We start from the raw sequence: 16,220 nt of genomic DNA, 5'->3' as shown, positions 1-16,220 counted from the left end.
GTATAATGAATAGATTGAGGGGTGAATTCATGTTAAAGCCAAAAACGCGGTGGAATGTACAAGCCGCTGATTCAAATAAAATTACTGCACTAGTGGAACAGCTTCATATTACACCTCTAGTAGCAACGCTATTAGTTAATCGAGGCTTAGATGATGTCGAAGCTGCTCGATCTTTTTTATATGTAAAAAAACAAACGTTTCATGACCCATTTCTATTAAAAGATATGGATAAAACCGTTCATCGTATACAAGAGGCGATTCACCGTGGCGAGAAAATTCGCATATTCGGCGATTATGATGCGGATGGTGTCACATCGACAACGGTGATGATGACAACGCTAAAAAGACTAGGCGCTCACGTAGATTTCTATATTCCCAATCGTTTTACAGAAGGATATGGGCCGAATGAGATGGCTTTTCGTCTTGCTGCTAGTGAAAGCGTTCAGCTATTAATTACCGTTGATACAGGAATTGCTGCCGTAGCAGAAGCAGCACTTGCCCGTGAGCTTGGGATGGATTATATTGTGACAGATCATCATGAACCAGGACCAGAGCTTCCAGAAGCATTCGCTATCATTCATCCAAAGTTAGAAGATAGCAGCTATCCGTTCAAAGAATTAGCTGGAGTTGGGGTAGCATTCAAGCTTGCACATGCCCTGCTTGGAGAACTGCCGGAAGACTTACTAGAAATTGCTGCGATTGGAACGATTGCAGATTTAGTACCGTTGATTGGGGAAAATCGCTTGATTGCTGCAAAAGGGATTGAAAAGATGCGCCAAACGAGAAGACCAGGTCTTGTTTCTTTAATGAAAGTAGCGAACATTGAGCAAAGTTCGTTAACGGAAGAGTCGATTGGGTTTTCTTTGGCGCCGCGTTTAAATGCAGCCGGACGTTTAGGTCCTGCAGATCCTGCTGTTGATTTACTAATGGCAGAAGATTTGTTAGAGGCAGCTGAGCTTTCAGAAGAAATTAATGAGCTCAATAAAGAGCGTCAAGCAATTGTAGCAGAAGCAGTAGAGGAAGCAATTCGTGAAGTAGAAGAACATTATCCACTCGCTAATAATCAGGTTCTGATTGTTGGGAAAGAGGGATGGAATTCAGGTATTGTAGGAATTGTTGCTTCAAAGCTTGTTGAGCGTTATTATCGACCGACAATCGTTCTAAGTTATGATCGAGAAAAAGGTTTAGCAAAAGGATCAGCACGCAGTATTGCTGGATTTGATTTATTTCGGAATTTATCTACTTGTCGCGAATTATTACCTCATTTCGGAGGTCATCCAATGGCAGCTGGAATGACGTTACAAATTGATGATGTGCCCGAATTGCGTATGCGTTTAAATCAATTGGCGGCTGAACAATTAACAGCGGAAGATTTTATTCCTGTAGTGAGCTTAGATGGAGCCGTACATATTGAAGAGGCTTCCATTCAAACAATTGAGGAAATGAGCTTATTAGCTCCATTTGGTGTCAGCAATCCTAAACCGAAAGTTTTACTTGATTCTGTTCAGCTTGCAGGCATTCGAAAAATCGGTGCCAATCAAAATCATTTAAAGTTCCAGTTTGCAGAGGAAGATAAGCAGCTTGATGGGGTGGGATTTGGCTTAGGACATTATGCTGATCATATTGCTCCGCATGCCAAAGTGTCCGTTATTGGAGAACTTTCTATTAATGAATGGAATAATATGAAAAAGCCGCAAATTTTTGTGAAAGATGTTGCTGTTGATCATTGGCAGCTATTTGATTATCGTGGTAAAGGGCAAGTGGAAAAGTGGTTAACGGAGATTTTGCCAACGAAGCGAAAAATCATTGTTTTTTCGGCAGAGACGATGAAACAGTATCCGTTTTTGCAAGATTATCCAGATGTGATGTTGGTTCAAACGGAGCAGGATGTAGAGAGGATAGAAGGAATTAATAGCTATTTAGTATTGATGGACCTGCCAATGTCTCGCGAGATTTTACAGAAAATCATCCGTAATCAACAACCAGAGCGGATTTATGTTCACTTTTTTCATCAACAAGATCATTTCTTAAGTACGATGCCAACTCGGGACCATTTTAAATGGTTTTATGCATTTTTATCGAAAAAAGGGCCGCTCGATTTAGGAAGATATGGAGATGACCTTGCTGCATACCGTGGTTGGTCCCGAAATACAATTGATTTTATTTCTAAGGTGTTTTTTGAATTAGATTTTGTTACAATAGATAATGGATTAATTATGCTTAAAACCAATGCGAAAAAACGCGAACTAACTGATTCAATATCGTATCAACGAAAGAAAGAGCAATTTGAGCTTGAAAAAGAGCTTGTTTATTCTTCCTATCAGCAATTATTCGATTGGTTCAATCAAGAATTAATTCAAGAGGTAATAGACCTTGAGGAGGAAACAAAGCAATGGATTTAAAGCAATTTGTAACAATTGTGCCAGATTGGCCGAAAAAAGGAATTATTTTTAAAGATATCACGACGTTAATGGATAATGGTCAAGCCTATAAATATGCAACAGATCAGATTGTAGAATATGCACGTGATAAAAAGATTGATTTAGTCGTTGGACCGGAAGCACGTGGCTTCATTATTGGATGCCCAGTTGCTTATGCATTAGAGGTTGGCTTTGCACCGGTACGTAAAGAAGGGAAGCTTCCACGAGAAACTGTGAAAGTCGAGTATGGATTAGAGTATGGGAAAGATGTACTAACGATTCATAAAGATGCGATTAAGCCGGGACAGCGTGTGTTAATTACCGATGACTTGCTGGCAACAGGAGGCACAATCGAAGCAACAATTAAACTTGTGGAAGAATTAGGCGGAGTAGTTGCAGGGATTGCCTTCTTAATTGAGTTAAGCGATTTAGATGGCAGAGATAAACTAAACGGCTACGATGTCTTAACATTAATGACATATTAATAATGAAGAAAGAGCATTCTTGAAATAGAATGCTCTTTTTTACAAGGCTGCTTAATAAAAAATGGCCAGTTATTAAGAAAATACAAGGAATTCTCTTTACATCCTCCCTTTTTTTTTCGATAATAGTAACAATAATGTTTTTTTTCTGCAAAAATTGTCGTGTTTTGAATGAAGTCTAATAGATATGATTAATTATACTCAATCCGGTGTATTAGTATAAATAGAGACAATAAGATACCGGTGGCAGTTAAAGTGGGGTTAAGGTGATTTCATGGCTAATGATCAAATATTGACTGCCGAGCAGGTTGTCGAAATAGCGAGCCGGTATCTTCAGCCCGAAGAAGCTGAATTTGTTTATAAAGCATACAAATATGCTGAGCATGCTCATCGTGAGCAATATCGTAAATCGGGTGAGCCTTATATTATTCATCCGATTCAAGTAGCTGGAATTCTAGCCGATCTTGAAATGGATCCAGCGACGATTGCAGCGGGCTTTTTGCACGATGTTGTGGAAGATACCGAAGTGACGCTGAAGGACCTTGAGGAACATTTCAGTGCTGAAGTTGCGATGCTCGTTGATGGTGTAACAAAACTCGGAAAAATTAAATATAAATCTCAGCAAGAACAGCAAGCAGAGAACCATCGCAAAATGTTTGTTGCTATGGCTCAAGATATTCGTGTTATTTTAATTAAGCTTGCGGATCGCTTGCATAACATGCGGACATTGAAGCACTTGCCGCAAGAAAAACAACGTAGAATTTCGAATGAAACATTAGAAATTTTTGCTCCGCTTGCTCATCGACTTGGAATTAGTACGATTAGATGGGAGCTTGAGGACACAGCGCTTCGCTACTTAAATCCACAGCAATATTATCGCATTGTTAATTTAATGAAGCGAAAGCGTGCTGAGCGTGAGCAGTATCTTCAAGAGGTTATTAATGAAGTTCGGGATAGTGTTGGTGCTGTGAACATTAAGGCAGATATTTCAGGAAGGCCAAAACATATTTATAGTATTTATCGTAAAATGGTAATGCAAAATAAGCAATTTAGTGAAATTTATGATTTGTTGGCAGTTCGTGTTGTTGTCAGCAGCATTAAAGATTGCTATGCCGTACTTGGGATTATTCATACATGTTGGAAACCAATGCCGGGGCGCTTCAAAGATTATATCGCTATGCCGAAGCCAAATATGTATCAATCTTTGCATACGACAGTGATTGGACCAAAAGGTGATCCGCTAGAAGTCCAAATTCGGACGAGTGATATGCATCGAATTGCTGAATTTGGTGTTGCAGCTCACTGGGCGTATAAAGAAGGAAAAGATGCAAGCGATCAGCCATCACTTGAGGATAAGCTTACATGGTTCCGTGAAATTCTTGAATTTCAAGATGATGCTACAAATGCTGAGGAATTTATGGAATCGCTGAAAATTGACTTATTTTCGGACATGGTGTTCGTTTTTACTCCAAAGGGTGACGTAATTGAACTGCCGGCTGGTTCGAATCCAATTGACTTTGCTTACCGAATTCACTCGGAGATTGGTAACAAAACAATCGGTGCAAAAGTAAATGGGAAAATGGTTCCGCTAGACTACAAATTAAAAACGGGCGATATTATTGAAATTTTAACATCTAAGCATTCGTATGGCCCAAGTCAAGACTGGTTAAAACTAACGCAAACTTCACAAGCGAAGAATAAAATTCGAGCCTTTTTCAAAAAGCAACGCCGCGAGGAAAATATTGAAAAAGGAAAAGAGCTTGTTGAAAAAGAGATTAAGGCGATGGAATTTGATACAAAAGAAATTCTTACGCAGGATAATTTAAAGAGAGTAGCTGAGAAGTTTAATATTATTAATGTAGATGATCTGTTTGCTGCTGTCGGCTATAATGGTATAACTGCGCTGCAAGTAGCTAATCGCTTAACGGAAAAATTACGCAAACAAAAGGAACGTGAACAAGAGCCGGATATTAAAAATGCGGTTTCTGAATTAAAATCGTTCCCAATGAGTAAAAAGCGTGAATCGGGTGTACGTGTACCAGGAATTGATAATTTATTAATTCGTGTTTCTCGTTGTTGTAACCCGGTGCCGGGTGATGAAATTGTTGGTTATATTACAAAAGGGCGCGGTGTTTCAGTTCATCGAAAAGATTGTACAAACCTAGATGTAAGCGAAGATGAAAATCGCCTTATTCCGGTTGAATGGGAAAGTATTGCGAATGATCGAAAAGAATATACAGTGGAAATTGAAATTAGCGGTTATGATCGTCGAGGCTTGTTGAATGAAGTATTACAAGCGGTAAATGAAACAAAAACAAATATTTCGGCTGTTTCAGGAAAATCAGATCGTAATAAAGTAGCGACGATTCATATGTCCATTTATATTTTTAATCTGGCTCATTTACAGAAAGTGGTCGAACGGATTAAGCAAATTCCAGATGTCTATTCTGTAAGAAGGATGATGAATTAAGGAGTTTTATTTATGCGTGTAGTATTGCAACGATCAAAGGCAGCTAAAGTAGTAGTAGCTGGAGAAACAATTGGTGAAATTGAAAGCGGTCTTGTTTTGCTAGTGGGTGTCACTCATGGTGATACAGCAGAAGACGCTGCTTATTTAGCTGAAAAAATTGTGAATTTACGAATTTTTGAAGATGAGAATGGAAAAATGAATCACTCGGTTCTTGATGTTGGTGGCTCTATTCTTTCTGTCTCTCAATTTACGCTATATGGTGATTGTCGCAAAGGTCGTCGTCCAAACTTTATGGATGCAGCACGTCCGGAAGAGGCCGAGGTGTTGTATGAACGATTTAATGAGGAAATTCGTAAGCGAGGCGTCCATACCGAAACCGGGCAATTCGGTGCAATGATGGATGTTCAGCTTACAAATGATGGGCCTGTCACCCTAATATTAGAAAGTAAGTAACAAAAAAATCCCTATCAGGGATTTTTTTGTTGTTTAATAGTAGATTCATTATATCTAGTAACATAGCCTTATTTGAAATATCGAGCAAGTCCGTTGTAGATTGCCGATGTGACATTTTCTTGATAGTCATTTGTTGTGACAATTAACTCATCAGCAGGGTTACTTAAATAGCCGAGTTCGACTAGTGCTGCTGCTCGTTTATTTTCCCTTAGTACGTGATAATTTCCAAGGCGATGCCCGCGGTTTTCAACTTGTAAGGCCGAGGCGAGCGAGTAACTAATGGATGAGGCTAAAGCTTGTTGATATCCATGATAATAATAGGTCGTGATTCCACTCGTTGCGAGATTTACCGTACTATCATAATGCAGGCTAATAAAAGCGTCTGCGTTATGAATATGAGAGATGCTTACACGAGAGGGAAGCGGTACATATGTATCCGTACTTCTTGTTAAGATGACATCGGCTCCAGCTGCATGTAGCTTGTCGTATAGCAGCTTGGCTGTGCGACTTGTTAAATGCTTTTCAAGTGTGCCTCGCAGGCCGATTGTTCCGCCATCACGTCCACCATGACCAGGGTCAATAATAATGACCTTATCTTTTAAATATTTTTCTACACCAGGGCGGGTAACTTGTTCGTGCTGGCCATCGATGCTTACCATCCAGCCCGCTACATAGCCTGTTTTTCCGCTCTTCCATTTTACTTTATACCAATCGTCTTCAAGACCTGTAACCGAGAAGGTATCTCCTTCTTTTGTTTGTTTAAGGATGGTTGAATTTGCAGTTGGTTTTTCTCGAATCAATGTATCATCGTACATAATGGAAATTGTGCCGTTCGTTGCTTTCTTTTTTTCGGAAGAGAGTGCTGGCTGTTCTTCTTTTTCTAAAAACCAGTTAGCTACCCACCCTTTTTTTTTCGAATTAAGCTGAATTTGTGTTAGGTACCCTTTTTCTTTTATAATAGGATAACTTTCATTTTTTTTGACTTCACCTAATATGCTGCTCGTTAGCGAGGCCTCTTTATGAACGGCTAAATTTGGTGCTAATACTTTTGCGGTTGCCCGGCTGGATGCTGCATCTTTTGTTTGAATATATTGCTTTAAAACCCAGCCTTTATAATTTTGGAAGTTAATTTGCACCCAATTGCCTTCTTCCTGATAAACAGTCACTTCGCTATTTTTCGCTAATTTGCCTAAAACTGCTCCGCTCGTAGATGGTTGTAAGCGTACATTTAATTGATCAACGTTTACTAAGCCTGTATATAGTTCTTTTGTTTTTGTTTTCGCTTCTTTTGCTTTTTCAGGTTGCTTGATGGCAGAAAGCTGAACATATTGCTTAGCTACCCAGCCTTGTACATGATCGGTTTTGATTTCGAGCCAATTCTCGTTGTCTGTTATGGTGATGTTGACAGCTGTACCGTGAGATAGTGAACCAATCGTTTGAAAGGATGTTCCAGGTCCAGTACGAATGCGAACAGAGTCTCCAATGATGGTACCTTGCTCCGTTGTCTGGTTCACTGTTTCAGTTTTTTCTACAAGCCAATTGGCAACCCAGCCTGTTTTGGCTGCTGATAATTTAATTTGAATCCAATCGCCTTCTTCTTTTATAACAACGTATTCTTCCCCTTTTGCTAATTGACTGATGACAGGAAAGCTAAGTCCTGCTCCATTGCGCACATTGACGCTGTTGGATGTTGCGGTAACTTTTTGCTGCTCACTAAAGGCGTATGCATGTGGAAAAGCAATGAATATGATAAGTAAAGCGAGAGTAAGTATGATCCCTTTTTGTTTCAATGAGCTCAATGCCTCCTCTTAGATAAAATTTTGTTTATATGTAACATTTCAATATTTAAAAAACCCTCTAATAGGAAATACTATAACTAAATGAGGAGGGGGTTCGTTTATGAAATTTAGTGAGAAAGGGCAAACGAGTTTAACTGGTGCCAATCAATTAACAGGAGTCGACTTTCACGATTTTATTCAAAAAGAGCAAAGCACTAATTTAATTGAATTAGCGACTGAATTTGGCGTGAACGTTCGGACAATTAAAAATCTAAAAAAGCATTTACGGTAAAGCGAAATTTGTCGAGCGAGTCTTGACATTTGAAGACAACGTCCGTATGATTATAGAATATCATACATATTACTGCAACAACCAATGATGGAGAAAAGTAGTTAAGATACACATGAAAAGAGAGGAAATGCCTTAGGCTGAGAGCATTCCACATGATGCCTTAATGAAAGAACACTCTGTAGGCTTCACTCTGAACAAGCATTCTTTAGTAGGAGATGAACGTAGGCAGGCGTTAACTGCTTAAAAGAGGAGGCACTTATTACGTGCTTCAACTAGGGTGGCACCACGGGATATTCAACTCTCGTCCCTTGTAGCGATTGAGTTACAGGGGACGAGAGTTTTTTGTATGGGCAAATAAGAATGGAGGGAACGCAATGGGTATTCAAATTCCACGAGGTACGCAGGATTTACTGCCGGGCCAAACGGAGATCTGGCAATACATTGAGAATACAGCGCGCGAGCTTTGTCGTCGCTATCAATATAAAGAAATTCGCACACCGATTTTCGAGCATACGGAACTGTTCTTACGCGGTGTAGGTGATACAACAGACATCGTGCAAAAGGAAATGTATACGTTTCAAGATCGCGGTGGAAGGGACTTAACACTGCGTCCAGAAGGAACGGCATCTGTTGTTCGTTCGTATATTGAAAATAAAATGTTTGGTCATCCATCACAACCAGTTAAGCTTTATTATATTGGACAAATGTTTCGTTATGAGCGTCCACAAGCGGGTCGCTTCCGTCAATTTGTTCAATTCGGAATAGAAGCTTTGGGCAGCAAAGACCCAGCTATCGATGCAGAAGTGCTGGCATTAGCGATGAACCTTTATCAAGAGTTAGGGTTGAAAAAACTAAAGCTTGTCATTAATAGTTTAGGTGATAGCGAAAGTCGAATCGCTCACCGCAATGCGTTAATTAATCATTTTGAACCGCGCATTGGTGAGTTTTGCGGCGATTGTCAAAATCGCTTGCAAAAGAACCCGCTTCGCATTTTAGATTGTAAAAAAGATCATGATCATGAGTTAATGAAAACGGCTCCGTCGATTATTGATTATTTAAATGAAGAATCACGTACGTATTTTGATAAGGTGAAACAGCATTTGACAGATTTAGAGATTGAATTTGTGGAAGATCCAACGCTTGTACGTGGTTTGGATTATTATAATCACACGGCATTTGAGATTATGAGTGAAGCGGAAGGATTTGGGGCGATTACAACATTAGCTGGAGGCGGGCGTTATAACGGCCTTGCTGAAAGTTTAGGCGGTCCAGAAACACCGGGTATTGGTTTTGCTCTTAGTATTGAACGCTTAATTGCGGCTTTACAAGCAGAAGACGTCAAGCTTCCTATTGAGCAAGGCATTGACTGCTATTTTGTTTCCTTAGGAGATGCTGCGCGTGATTATACGGTCAAGCTTGCTTACCAATTGCGCAATGCGGGCTTTACTGTTGAAAAAGATTACTTAGACCGTAAAGTAAAGGCACAATTTAAATCAGCTGACCGATTAGAAGCAAGATATGTGGCTGTACTTGGGGATGATGAGTTAGCAAATAACAAAATCAACCTTAAAAACATGGCGACAGGCGAGCAAGTTGAATTAGACTTAGCAACATTTATTGAACAATTTAAGAAGTTACAAGCTTAAGGAGGAACTAAGATGTTTGGTAGATCATACTTCTGTGGAGAAGTGTTAGAAACAGCAATTGGTGAAAAAGTAACATTAAAAGGATGGGCTCAAAAGCGACGTGATTTAGGTGGATTAATTTTTATTGATCTGCGTGACCGTACAGGCGTTGTTCAAATTGTGTTCAACCCAGATGTATCAGCGGAAAGCTTAGCCATTGCTGAGAAAGTTCGTAACGAATACGTTCTTGATGTGCAAGGAACGGTTGTAAAACGTGATGAAACAACGGTGAATCCAAATATTGCAACAGGTACAATTGAAGTACAAGTTGAAAATATTACGATTATTAACGAAGCGAAAACTCCTCCATTTGCTATCGATGGAAATACGGATGTCTCTGAAGATGTTCGTTTGAAATATCGTTATTTAGATTTACGTCGTCCAGCGATGTTTGAAACATTAAACATGCGCCATAAAGCGACAAAAGCAATCCGCAACTATTTAGATAGCGAAGGATTCCTAGACATTGAGACACCAATTTTAACAAAAAGTACACCAGAAGGAGCACGTGATTACTTAGTACCGAGCCGTGTTCATGAAGGGGAATTCTATGCCCTGCCGCAATCACCACAATTATTTAAACAATTATTGATGGTATCTGGATTTGAACGTTACTATCAAGTAGCTCGTTGTTTCCGTGATGAAGATTTACGAGCTGACAGACAACCTGAATTCACACAAATCGATATTGAGACAAGCTTCATGAGCCAAGAAGACATTATGTCTATGACAGAAAACATGATGGCTAAAGTGATGAAAGCAGTAAAAGGCTTAGATGTGACACTTCCATTCCCTCGTATCACATATGATGATGCGATGAATCGTTATGGTTCAGATAAACCGGATACTCGCTTCGGCATGGAACTTATTGATATTGCTGAAGTGGCGAAACAAAGCAGCTTAAAAGTATTTACAGGTGCTCTTGAAAAAGGCGGCCAGGTAAAAGCAATCGTAGTCAAAGGCGGAGCTGCGGACTACTCTCGTAAAGAAATGGATGCTTACGCAGAATTTGCAGCAATTTACGGTGCAAAAGGTCTTGCTTGGTTAAAAGTTGAAGAAGACGGTTTAAAAGGACCAATCGCGAAATTCTTTGGTGAACTTGAAGAAGCGTTAATCCAAACTGTGAAAGCTGAAGTTGGCGATATTATCATGTTCTGTGCCGATAAGAAAAGCATTGTAGCGGACACACTTGGGGCTCTTCGCGTGAAGCTTGCGAAAGAACGCGGCTTAATTGACGAATCTGCATTCAACTTCCTTTGGGTAACAGATTGGCCGCTTCTTGAGTACAATGAAGATGAAAAACGCTATACAGCAGCACATCATCCATTCACAATGCCATTCCGTGAAGACTTAGATAAATTGGAAAGTGCGCCACAAGAAGTACGTGCTCAAGCGTATGACATTGTCTTAAATGGTTATGAGCTTGGCGGTGGATCTCTGCGTATTTTTGAACGCGATGTTCAAGAGCGTATGTTCAAAGCACTTGGTTTCTCTGAAGAAGAAGCAAAAGAGCAGTTTGGTTTCTTAATGGATGCTTTCGAATACGGAACGCCTCCACACGGCGGAATTGCTCTTGGTTTAGACCGCTTAGTGATGCTGCTTGCAGGTCGTACAAACTTGCGTGATACAATTGCGTTCCCAAAAACAGCAAGCGCAAGCGACCTGTTAACAGCGGCACCAAGTACGGTAAGTCCAGCGCAGCTAAAAGAATTGAATTTAGCGATTACACCTTCAAAAAAATCATAACCAATATCGCTTGAAACAGACAAAAGCAATATGGTATGATATTTCCAAGTAAGAGAGAGTCCTGATGTGTACGTTTCCAAACCTATAAGTTTTGACCGAACACTTATAGTTAAGGGAGCTCCCAAGTTTCTAAGCCGCGTACATGCCTCCTTGAGAGGACTTACAATCGTTTAGAACAGAGCACCCACCTGCGGAGAGCGGGTTCAAAACAAGGGCACAAACGGCATAATTGGGACCTCTTAATCATGAATGTACAACCCTACATACGTAGGGTCTTTTGCATTTAACGGGTAAAGTACTGCCATTGGCAGGTAAATATATCAATTTAACAGGTAAACGAGTTAATATAGTAGATAAAAGTAAATAATCATAATATAACAGCACATTCCTGGTAAACTTTCGTACATATATAATAACGATAACAAGTGAAGAGAAGAGTGGGCATCTTGAAGGATCTATTGAACGTAAAGAAACAAGAAATGCTTCATTTTTTAGAACAAATCGTAAATATAGATAGCGGTTCTCACATAAAGTCGGGGATTGATGAAATAAGCGGGTTACTAAAAGTAAAATTTGAGCGTCTTGGTTTTATCGTAGAGGTAGTAGAAGAAAAAGCGCATGGTAATCATCTAGTTATCCAACATCGTGATGCTGTACAACCTGAAATTATCATTATCGGTCATATGGATACAGTCTTTCCAGAAGGAACGGCGAAAAGACGGCCATTTACAATGAAGGACGGCCGTGCATATGGTCCGGGTGTAATTGATATGAAGGCAAGCTTAGTTGAGTTAATCTATGCACTAACATGCATGAAGCAGACAGGAAGAAAGGGATACCAGAACGTTCAGATTGTTTTAAATAGTGATGAAGAGCTTGGGTCTCCAACCTCTAGGTCACTTATTATGAAGCAGGCTATCAATAAAAAATATGCTTTAATTTTAGAGGCGGCACGTCCAGATGGTTCAATTGTAACAGCGAGAAGAGGAGGAGGGCAGTTTAAGGTTTTTGTAGAGGGTAAAGCAGCCCATTCCGGGATTGAGCCAGAAAAAGGTCACAGTGCCATTGAAGAACTAGCTTATAAAGTGATTAAACTTCAGCAATTGACGAATCATGAAGAAGGAATTAGTGTAAACGTTGGTCTTATACAAGGTGGAACGGCTGCCAATACTGTAGCAGCTGAAGCTTCTGCTCATGTGGATGTCCGTATTTCACAAAAAAAGCAAATCAATCCTTTGAAAGAGCAAATTGAAAAAATTTGTGCAACAAATTATATTGCTGGGACAAAAACAAATGTAATTGGGAAAATAGAGAGAATTCCAATGGAAAAAAACCAAAGAACAGAGGCTCTGCTATCCGTAATTAAGCAGGCGGGGCAGGAGCTTGGTTTAACGATTACAGATACGGCGACAGGTGGAAGTTCAGATGCTTGCCTTACATCTGCTATGGGAGTGGCGACAATTGATGGGCTAGGGCCAATTGGTGGTTTCTTTCATAGTGAAGAGGAGTATTTAGTCATCTCGAGTTTATTGGAACGAACGTTATTATTAGCGACCGTTATCCAAAAGCTGTCGGAATAATTCAGAGCGGGAATCATTCCGATAGGCTGGCTTTTCATTTTAACTTGTCATGTACTGTAGTTATGTTATATTCTTGACTTTATAAGTAATTTTATTGGAGTTGAGAATAATGTTGCACCAATTTTCGCGAAATGAATTAGCTTTAGGCCAGGAAGGCTTAAACTTATTAAAAAATTCAACGGTCGCTGTACTCGGTATTGGCGGAGTCGGCTCGTTTGCAGCAGAGGCCTTAGCACGTTCCGGTGTTGGACGTCTTGTTTTAGTCGATAAAGATGATGTAGATATTACAAATGTTAATCGACAAATTCATGCCCTGCTTTCAACAGTTGGACAGCAAAAGGTTGAATTGATGCGCGACCGCGTAAAAGAAATTAATCCAGACTGTGAAGTTATTGCTTTAAAAATGTTTTATACAGAAGAAACATATGAACAATTTTTCAGCTATGGCTTAGATTATGTCATTGATGCGTCTGATACGATTATGTATAAAATACATTTGATGAAAGAATGTTTAAAGCGTAATATCAAGATGATTTCCAGCATGGGTGCTGCCAATAAAATGGATCCAACTCGTTTTCAAATTGCGGATATTTCTAAAACACATACCGATCCGCTGGCGAAAGTGATTCGTACCAAACTTCGTAAAGAAGGCATTACAAAAGGGATTCCTGTTGTCTTCTCTGATGAAAGTCCAATTGTCATTCGTGAAGATGTTCGAAAAGTGGTTGGTAACGATGAGGCAAAAATTCGTAAAGCGAAAATGCCGCCATCATCCAATGCATTTGTTCCTTCAGTGGCAGGATTAATTGCTGCAAGCTGGGTAGTCCGAGATATCGTTCGCGATATTGATATCCGCCGTGTAAGCGATGAGAAATGAATATAGTTGAACTGACTCTGTAGGCAGGGTCAGTTTTTTTATTTGAGAATGATTCGTAAATATTAGTGTTCAATAATAAAATTGGATTTGTAGATGGGCTAGAGAATAGTATTTCTAACGAAAAAATTCATAGTTTATCCCTTATTTTCCCTATTTTGATAGAAAAAAACAATAGGGATATAGACGTAATTAAGTTTTTAAGGTAGAATATTTTTAATATTTACTTATTTGTAAATATTTAGTTAATTTGTTGCTTTTTACAAAAGACGTTGGGGGGATTTTTGCATGAAAAAGAAAAAGCTAGCGGGAATATTTATGTCCCTATCACTAGCGGCAGGGGTACTAGCTGGTTGTTCCGGCTCGGATGAAAAGGCAAGTAATTCTTCTACAGGTAAAGAAGAAACGATTAAAGTTGGAGCTAATCTTGAGCTATCTGGCGGTGTTGCTTCATATGGGCAATCGATTTTAGAAGGGCTTGAACTGGCACTGGAGGAAATTAATAAGGAAGGCATTGATGGCAAGAAAATTGAGCTTACGACCGTTGATAATAAATCGGAAGCCGCTGAATCAACAAGCGCAGCATTAAAGCTTACTTCACAAGATAAGGTAGCGGTAATTATTGGAGCGGCGACAAGTGGGAACACGATTGCACAGGTGCAAATTGCACAAGATAGTCAAACACCGGTTATCTCACCAAGCGGGACAAGCCCAGATATTACATTTAAAGATGGAAAATTAAATGATTTCATTTTTAGAACAAGCTTTATTGATCCGTTCCAAGGAACAGTAGCCGCAAACTTTGCAACGAAAGAAGTAAAAGCGAAGAATGCAGCAGTTTACATTGATAGTGCAAGCGATTACTCAAAAGGCTTAGCAAAAGCGTTTATTGAGCAATTTAAAGCAAACGGTGGCGAAATTGTAGCTGAAGAAGCGTATGTTGCAAAAGATACAGATTTCCGTGCGACATTAACGCGAATTAAATCAGCGAAACCAGACTTTGTTTTCCTTCCTGGTTATTACGAAGAGGCTGGCCTAATTGTAAAACAAGCTCGTGAAGCGGGATTAGACGTACCGTTTATGGGTGGAGACGGCTGGGATTCTCCTAAGCTTGTTGAAATTGCCGGTGCAGACGCTTTAAATAACACCTTTATTACAAATCATTATTCTTCAGGTGATCCCGATGAGAAAATTCAGAATTTTGTAAAAGCATTTAAAGCAAAGTATAAAGATAAATCACCGGATGCGTTCAACGCTCTAGGCTATGACACGGGTTATTTCTTAGCGGATGCGATTAAGCGCGCTGGCTCAGCGGATTCTGTAAAAATTAAAGAAGCACTTGAAGCGACAAAAGATCTTGAACTAGTATCAGGTACATTTACATTAGACGATAAACATAATCCAATTAAATCCGCTTCTATTCTTGAATTTGTAAACGGAGAACAACAATTTAAGACAAAAATCGATCCTGAATAAGAGATTGACGGAATAGGGGGGCGAAATGGCCTCCTATTTCGGGTTTAAAAAAACTATCATCATAATGAAGGAGGTTCAAAATCATGGAACTGATTCAACAGCTTGTGAACGGACTTTCACTGGGCAGCATATACGCTCTCATTGCCCTCGGCTATACGATGGTATATGGGATTGTTAAGTTGATTAACTTTGCCCATGGGGATGTATTTATGGTTGGGGCATTTGTCGGTTTTTATTCTATTACTATTTTAGAGTTACCTTTTTTACCAGCTTTATTGATCTCTATGATTGTCTGTGCCATCTTTGGAGTACTCATCGAGAGAATTGCGTATAAACCTTTACGGAATGCGACGAGAATTGCTGCATTGATTACAGCAATTGGTGTGTCCTTGCTTATCGAATATGGGATGATTTATATTCGCGGTGCGCAACCGGAAGCCTATCCAAAAGATGTTATGCCAACGAGCAAGATTGATATTTTAGGCGTTTCAATTAGCAGCCAGTCCCTATTAATTTTCTTTGTTGCGATTGTATTAATGATTATTTTGCAATTTGTTGTACATAAAACAAAAATCGGAAAAGCGATGCGTGCTGTCTCTTTTGATGCCGATGCGGCAAGATTAATGGGCATTAATGTAAATAACACGATTTCGGCGACATTTGCGATTGGCTCTGCCTTAGCGGGTGCAGCCGGTGTTATCTTTGGTATTTATTATATTAAAATAGAGCCTTTAATGGGAATCATTCCTGGACTAAAAGCGTTTGTTGCGGCTGTCCTTGGTGGGATCGGGATTATACCTGGCGCCATGGTCGGGGGATTACTTTTAGGGGTGATTGAAGCGTTAGTAAGTGCAGCTGGATTTTCCTTATGGCGTGATGGTGTAGCATTTGTTGTCCTTATCTTAATCCTCATCTTTAGACCACAAGGCTTATTCGGAAAAAATAAAAAAGAAAAAGTATAGGA

The 16,220-nt window shown here is 39.6% G+C and carries 12 protein-coding genes, 1 other RNA gene and 1 other annotated feature; of the genes, 12 read left to right on the top strand and 1 reads right to left on the bottom strand.

Features of this window, described 5'->3' with window-relative positions; all coding sequences use genetic code 11:
• Positions 1-29 precede the first annotated feature (29 nt).
• The 4 genes from recJ (at position 30) to dtd (ending at position 5,825) form a co-directional block, all read left to right on the top strand.
• Positions 30-2,402 (top strand): single-stranded-DNA-specific exonuclease RecJ, encoded by a 2,373-nt coding sequence (gene recJ / locus ACE199_RS14830; RefSeq protein ID WP_375350458.1) that lies wholly within the window; start codon positions 30-32, stop codon positions 2,400-2,402.
• Positions 2,393-2,905, top strand: a complete 513-nt coding sequence (locus ACE199_RS14825; RefSeq protein ID WP_119117469.1) for an adenine phosphoribosyltransferase — start codon at positions 2,393-2,395, stop codon at positions 2,903-2,905. The genes recJ and ACE199_RS14825 overlap by 10 nt, the downstream gene beginning before the upstream one ends.
• Before the next feature lie 271 nt (positions 2,906-3,176).
• On the top strand, positions 3,177-5,372 hold the full coding sequence (locus ACE199_RS14820; protein ID WP_375350457.1) for a RelA/SpoT family protein: 2,196 nt from the start codon (positions 3,177-3,179) through the stop codon (positions 5,370-5,372).
• Between the two features lie 12 nt (positions 5,373-5,384).
• Positions 5,385-5,825 carry a D-aminoacyl-tRNA deacylase gene (gene dtd, locus ACE199_RS14815; protein ID WP_375350456.1) on the top strand — a complete coding sequence of 147 codons (441 nt, stop codon included), beginning with the start codon at positions 5,385-5,387 and terminating at the stop codon, positions 5,823-5,825.
• 68 nt (positions 5,826-5,893) lie between these two features.
• On the opposite strand, the gene ACE199_RS14810 is transcribed toward dtd, so the two are convergent.
• A complete protein-coding gene (locus ACE199_RS14810) occupies positions 5,894-7,615 on the bottom strand; it encodes an N-acetylmuramoyl-L-alanine amidase family protein (protein WP_375350455.1) in 1,722 nt (573 codons plus the stop codon).
• A gap of 109 nt (positions 7,616-7,724) precedes the next feature.
• On the opposite strand from ACE199_RS14810, the gene ACE199_RS14805 reads away from it, so the two are divergent.
• The 8 genes from ACE199_RS14805 (at position 7,725) to ACE199_RS14770 (ending at position 16,218) form a co-directional block, all read left to right on the top strand.
• Entirely contained in the window at positions 7,725-7,895 is a 171-nt protein-coding gene (locus tag ACE199_RS14805) for a hypothetical protein (protein ID WP_164853281.1), read from the top strand.
• A 75-nt stretch (positions 7,896-7,970) separates the two neighbouring features.
• Positions 7,971-8,207 (top strand) — a binding site (T-box leader).
• Positions 8,208-8,269: 62 nt separating this feature from the next.
• Positions 8,270-9,541, top strand: coding sequence for a histidine--tRNA ligase (gene hisS, locus ACE199_RS14800; protein WP_252290959.1), 1,272 nt, complete (start codon positions 8,270-8,272; stop codon positions 9,539-9,541).
• A gap of 12 nt (positions 9,542-9,553) precedes the next feature.
• The gene (gene aspS / locus ACE199_RS14795) at positions 9,554-11,326 is read left to right on the top strand and encodes an aspartate--tRNA ligase (protein WP_375350454.1); all 1,773 of its coding nucleotides are present in this window, start codon (positions 9,554-9,556) and stop codon (positions 11,324-11,326) included.
• Between the two features lie 55 nt (positions 11,327-11,381).
• A non-coding RNA gene (gene ssrS, locus ACE199_RS14790) (6S RNA) lies at positions 11,382-11,566 on the top strand.
• A gap of 197 nt (positions 11,567-11,763) precedes the next feature.
• Positions 11,764-12,906, top strand: a complete 1,143-nt coding sequence (locus ACE199_RS14785; protein WP_375350453.1) for a M20 family metallopeptidase — start codon at positions 11,764-11,766, stop codon at positions 12,904-12,906.
• Between the two features lie 109 nt (positions 12,907-13,015).
• A complete protein-coding gene (locus tag ACE199_RS14780; protein WP_119117462.1) occupies positions 13,016-13,783 on the top strand; it encodes a tRNA threonylcarbamoyladenosine dehydratase in 768 nt (255 codons plus the stop codon).
• Between the two features lie 285 nt (positions 13,784-14,068).
• Positions 14,069-15,256, top strand: coding sequence for an ABC transporter substrate-binding protein (locus tag ACE199_RS14775; protein WP_375350451.1), 1,188 nt, complete (start codon positions 14,069-14,071; stop codon positions 15,254-15,256).
• An 83-nt stretch (positions 15,257-15,339) separates the two neighbouring features.
• Positions 15,340-16,218, top strand: a complete 879-nt coding sequence (locus ACE199_RS14770; RefSeq protein ID WP_252282593.1) for a branched-chain amino acid ABC transporter permease — start codon at positions 15,340-15,342, stop codon at positions 16,216-16,218.
• The last annotated feature ends 2 nt before the right edge of the window (positions 16,219-16,220 follow it).

The sequence above is a fragment of the Peribacillus sp. Hz7 genome (assembly GCF_042136355.1).
GTDB lineage: Bacteria > Bacillota > Bacilli > Bacillales > DSM-1321 > Peribacillus > Peribacillus asahii_A.
The sequence above is the reverse complement of the archived record's forward strand: the minus strand, read 5'-3'. Positions and strand labels throughout refer to the sequence as shown.

What these genes read in the sequence shown, in the direction of transcription:
- ACE199_RS14775 (WP_375350451.1), top strand. Translation starts at nt 14,069, where the DNA reads ATGAAAAAGAAAAAGCTAGCGGGAATATTTATGTCCCTATCACTAGCG.
- ACE199_RS14805 (WP_164853281.1), top strand. Translation starts at nt 7,725, where the DNA reads ATGAAATTTAGTGAGAAAGGGCAAACGAGTTTAACTGGTGCCAATCAA.
- aspS (WP_375350454.1), top strand. Translation starts at nt 9,554, where the DNA reads ATGTTTGGTAGATCATACTTCTGTGGAGAAGTGTTAGAAACAGCAATT.
- ACE199_RS14780 (WP_119117462.1), top strand. Translation starts at nt 13,016, where the DNA reads ATGTTGCACCAATTTTCGCGAAATGAATTAGCTTTAGGCCAGGAAGGC.
- ACE199_RS14820 (WP_375350457.1), top strand. Translation starts at nt 3,177, where the DNA reads ATGGCTAATGATCAAATATTGACTGCCGAGCAGGTTGTCGAAATAGCG.
- ACE199_RS14770 (WP_252282593.1), top strand. Translation starts at nt 15,340, where the DNA reads ATGGAACTGATTCAACAGCTTGTGAACGGACTTTCACTGGGCAGCATA.
- recJ (WP_375350458.1), top strand. Translation starts at nt 30, where the DNA reads ATGTTAAAGCCAAAAACGCGGTGGAATGTACAAGCCGCTGATTCAAAT.
- ACE199_RS14825 (WP_119117469.1), top strand. Translation starts at nt 2,393, where the DNA reads ATGGATTTAAAGCAATTTGTAACAATTGTGCCAGATTGGCCGAAAAAA.
- dtd (WP_375350456.1), top strand. Translation starts at nt 5,385, where the DNA reads ATGCGTGTAGTATTGCAACGATCAAAGGCAGCTAAAGTAGTAGTAGCT.
- hisS (WP_252290959.1), top strand. Translation starts at nt 8,270, where the DNA reads ATGGGTATTCAAATTCCACGAGGTACGCAGGATTTACTGCCGGGCCAA.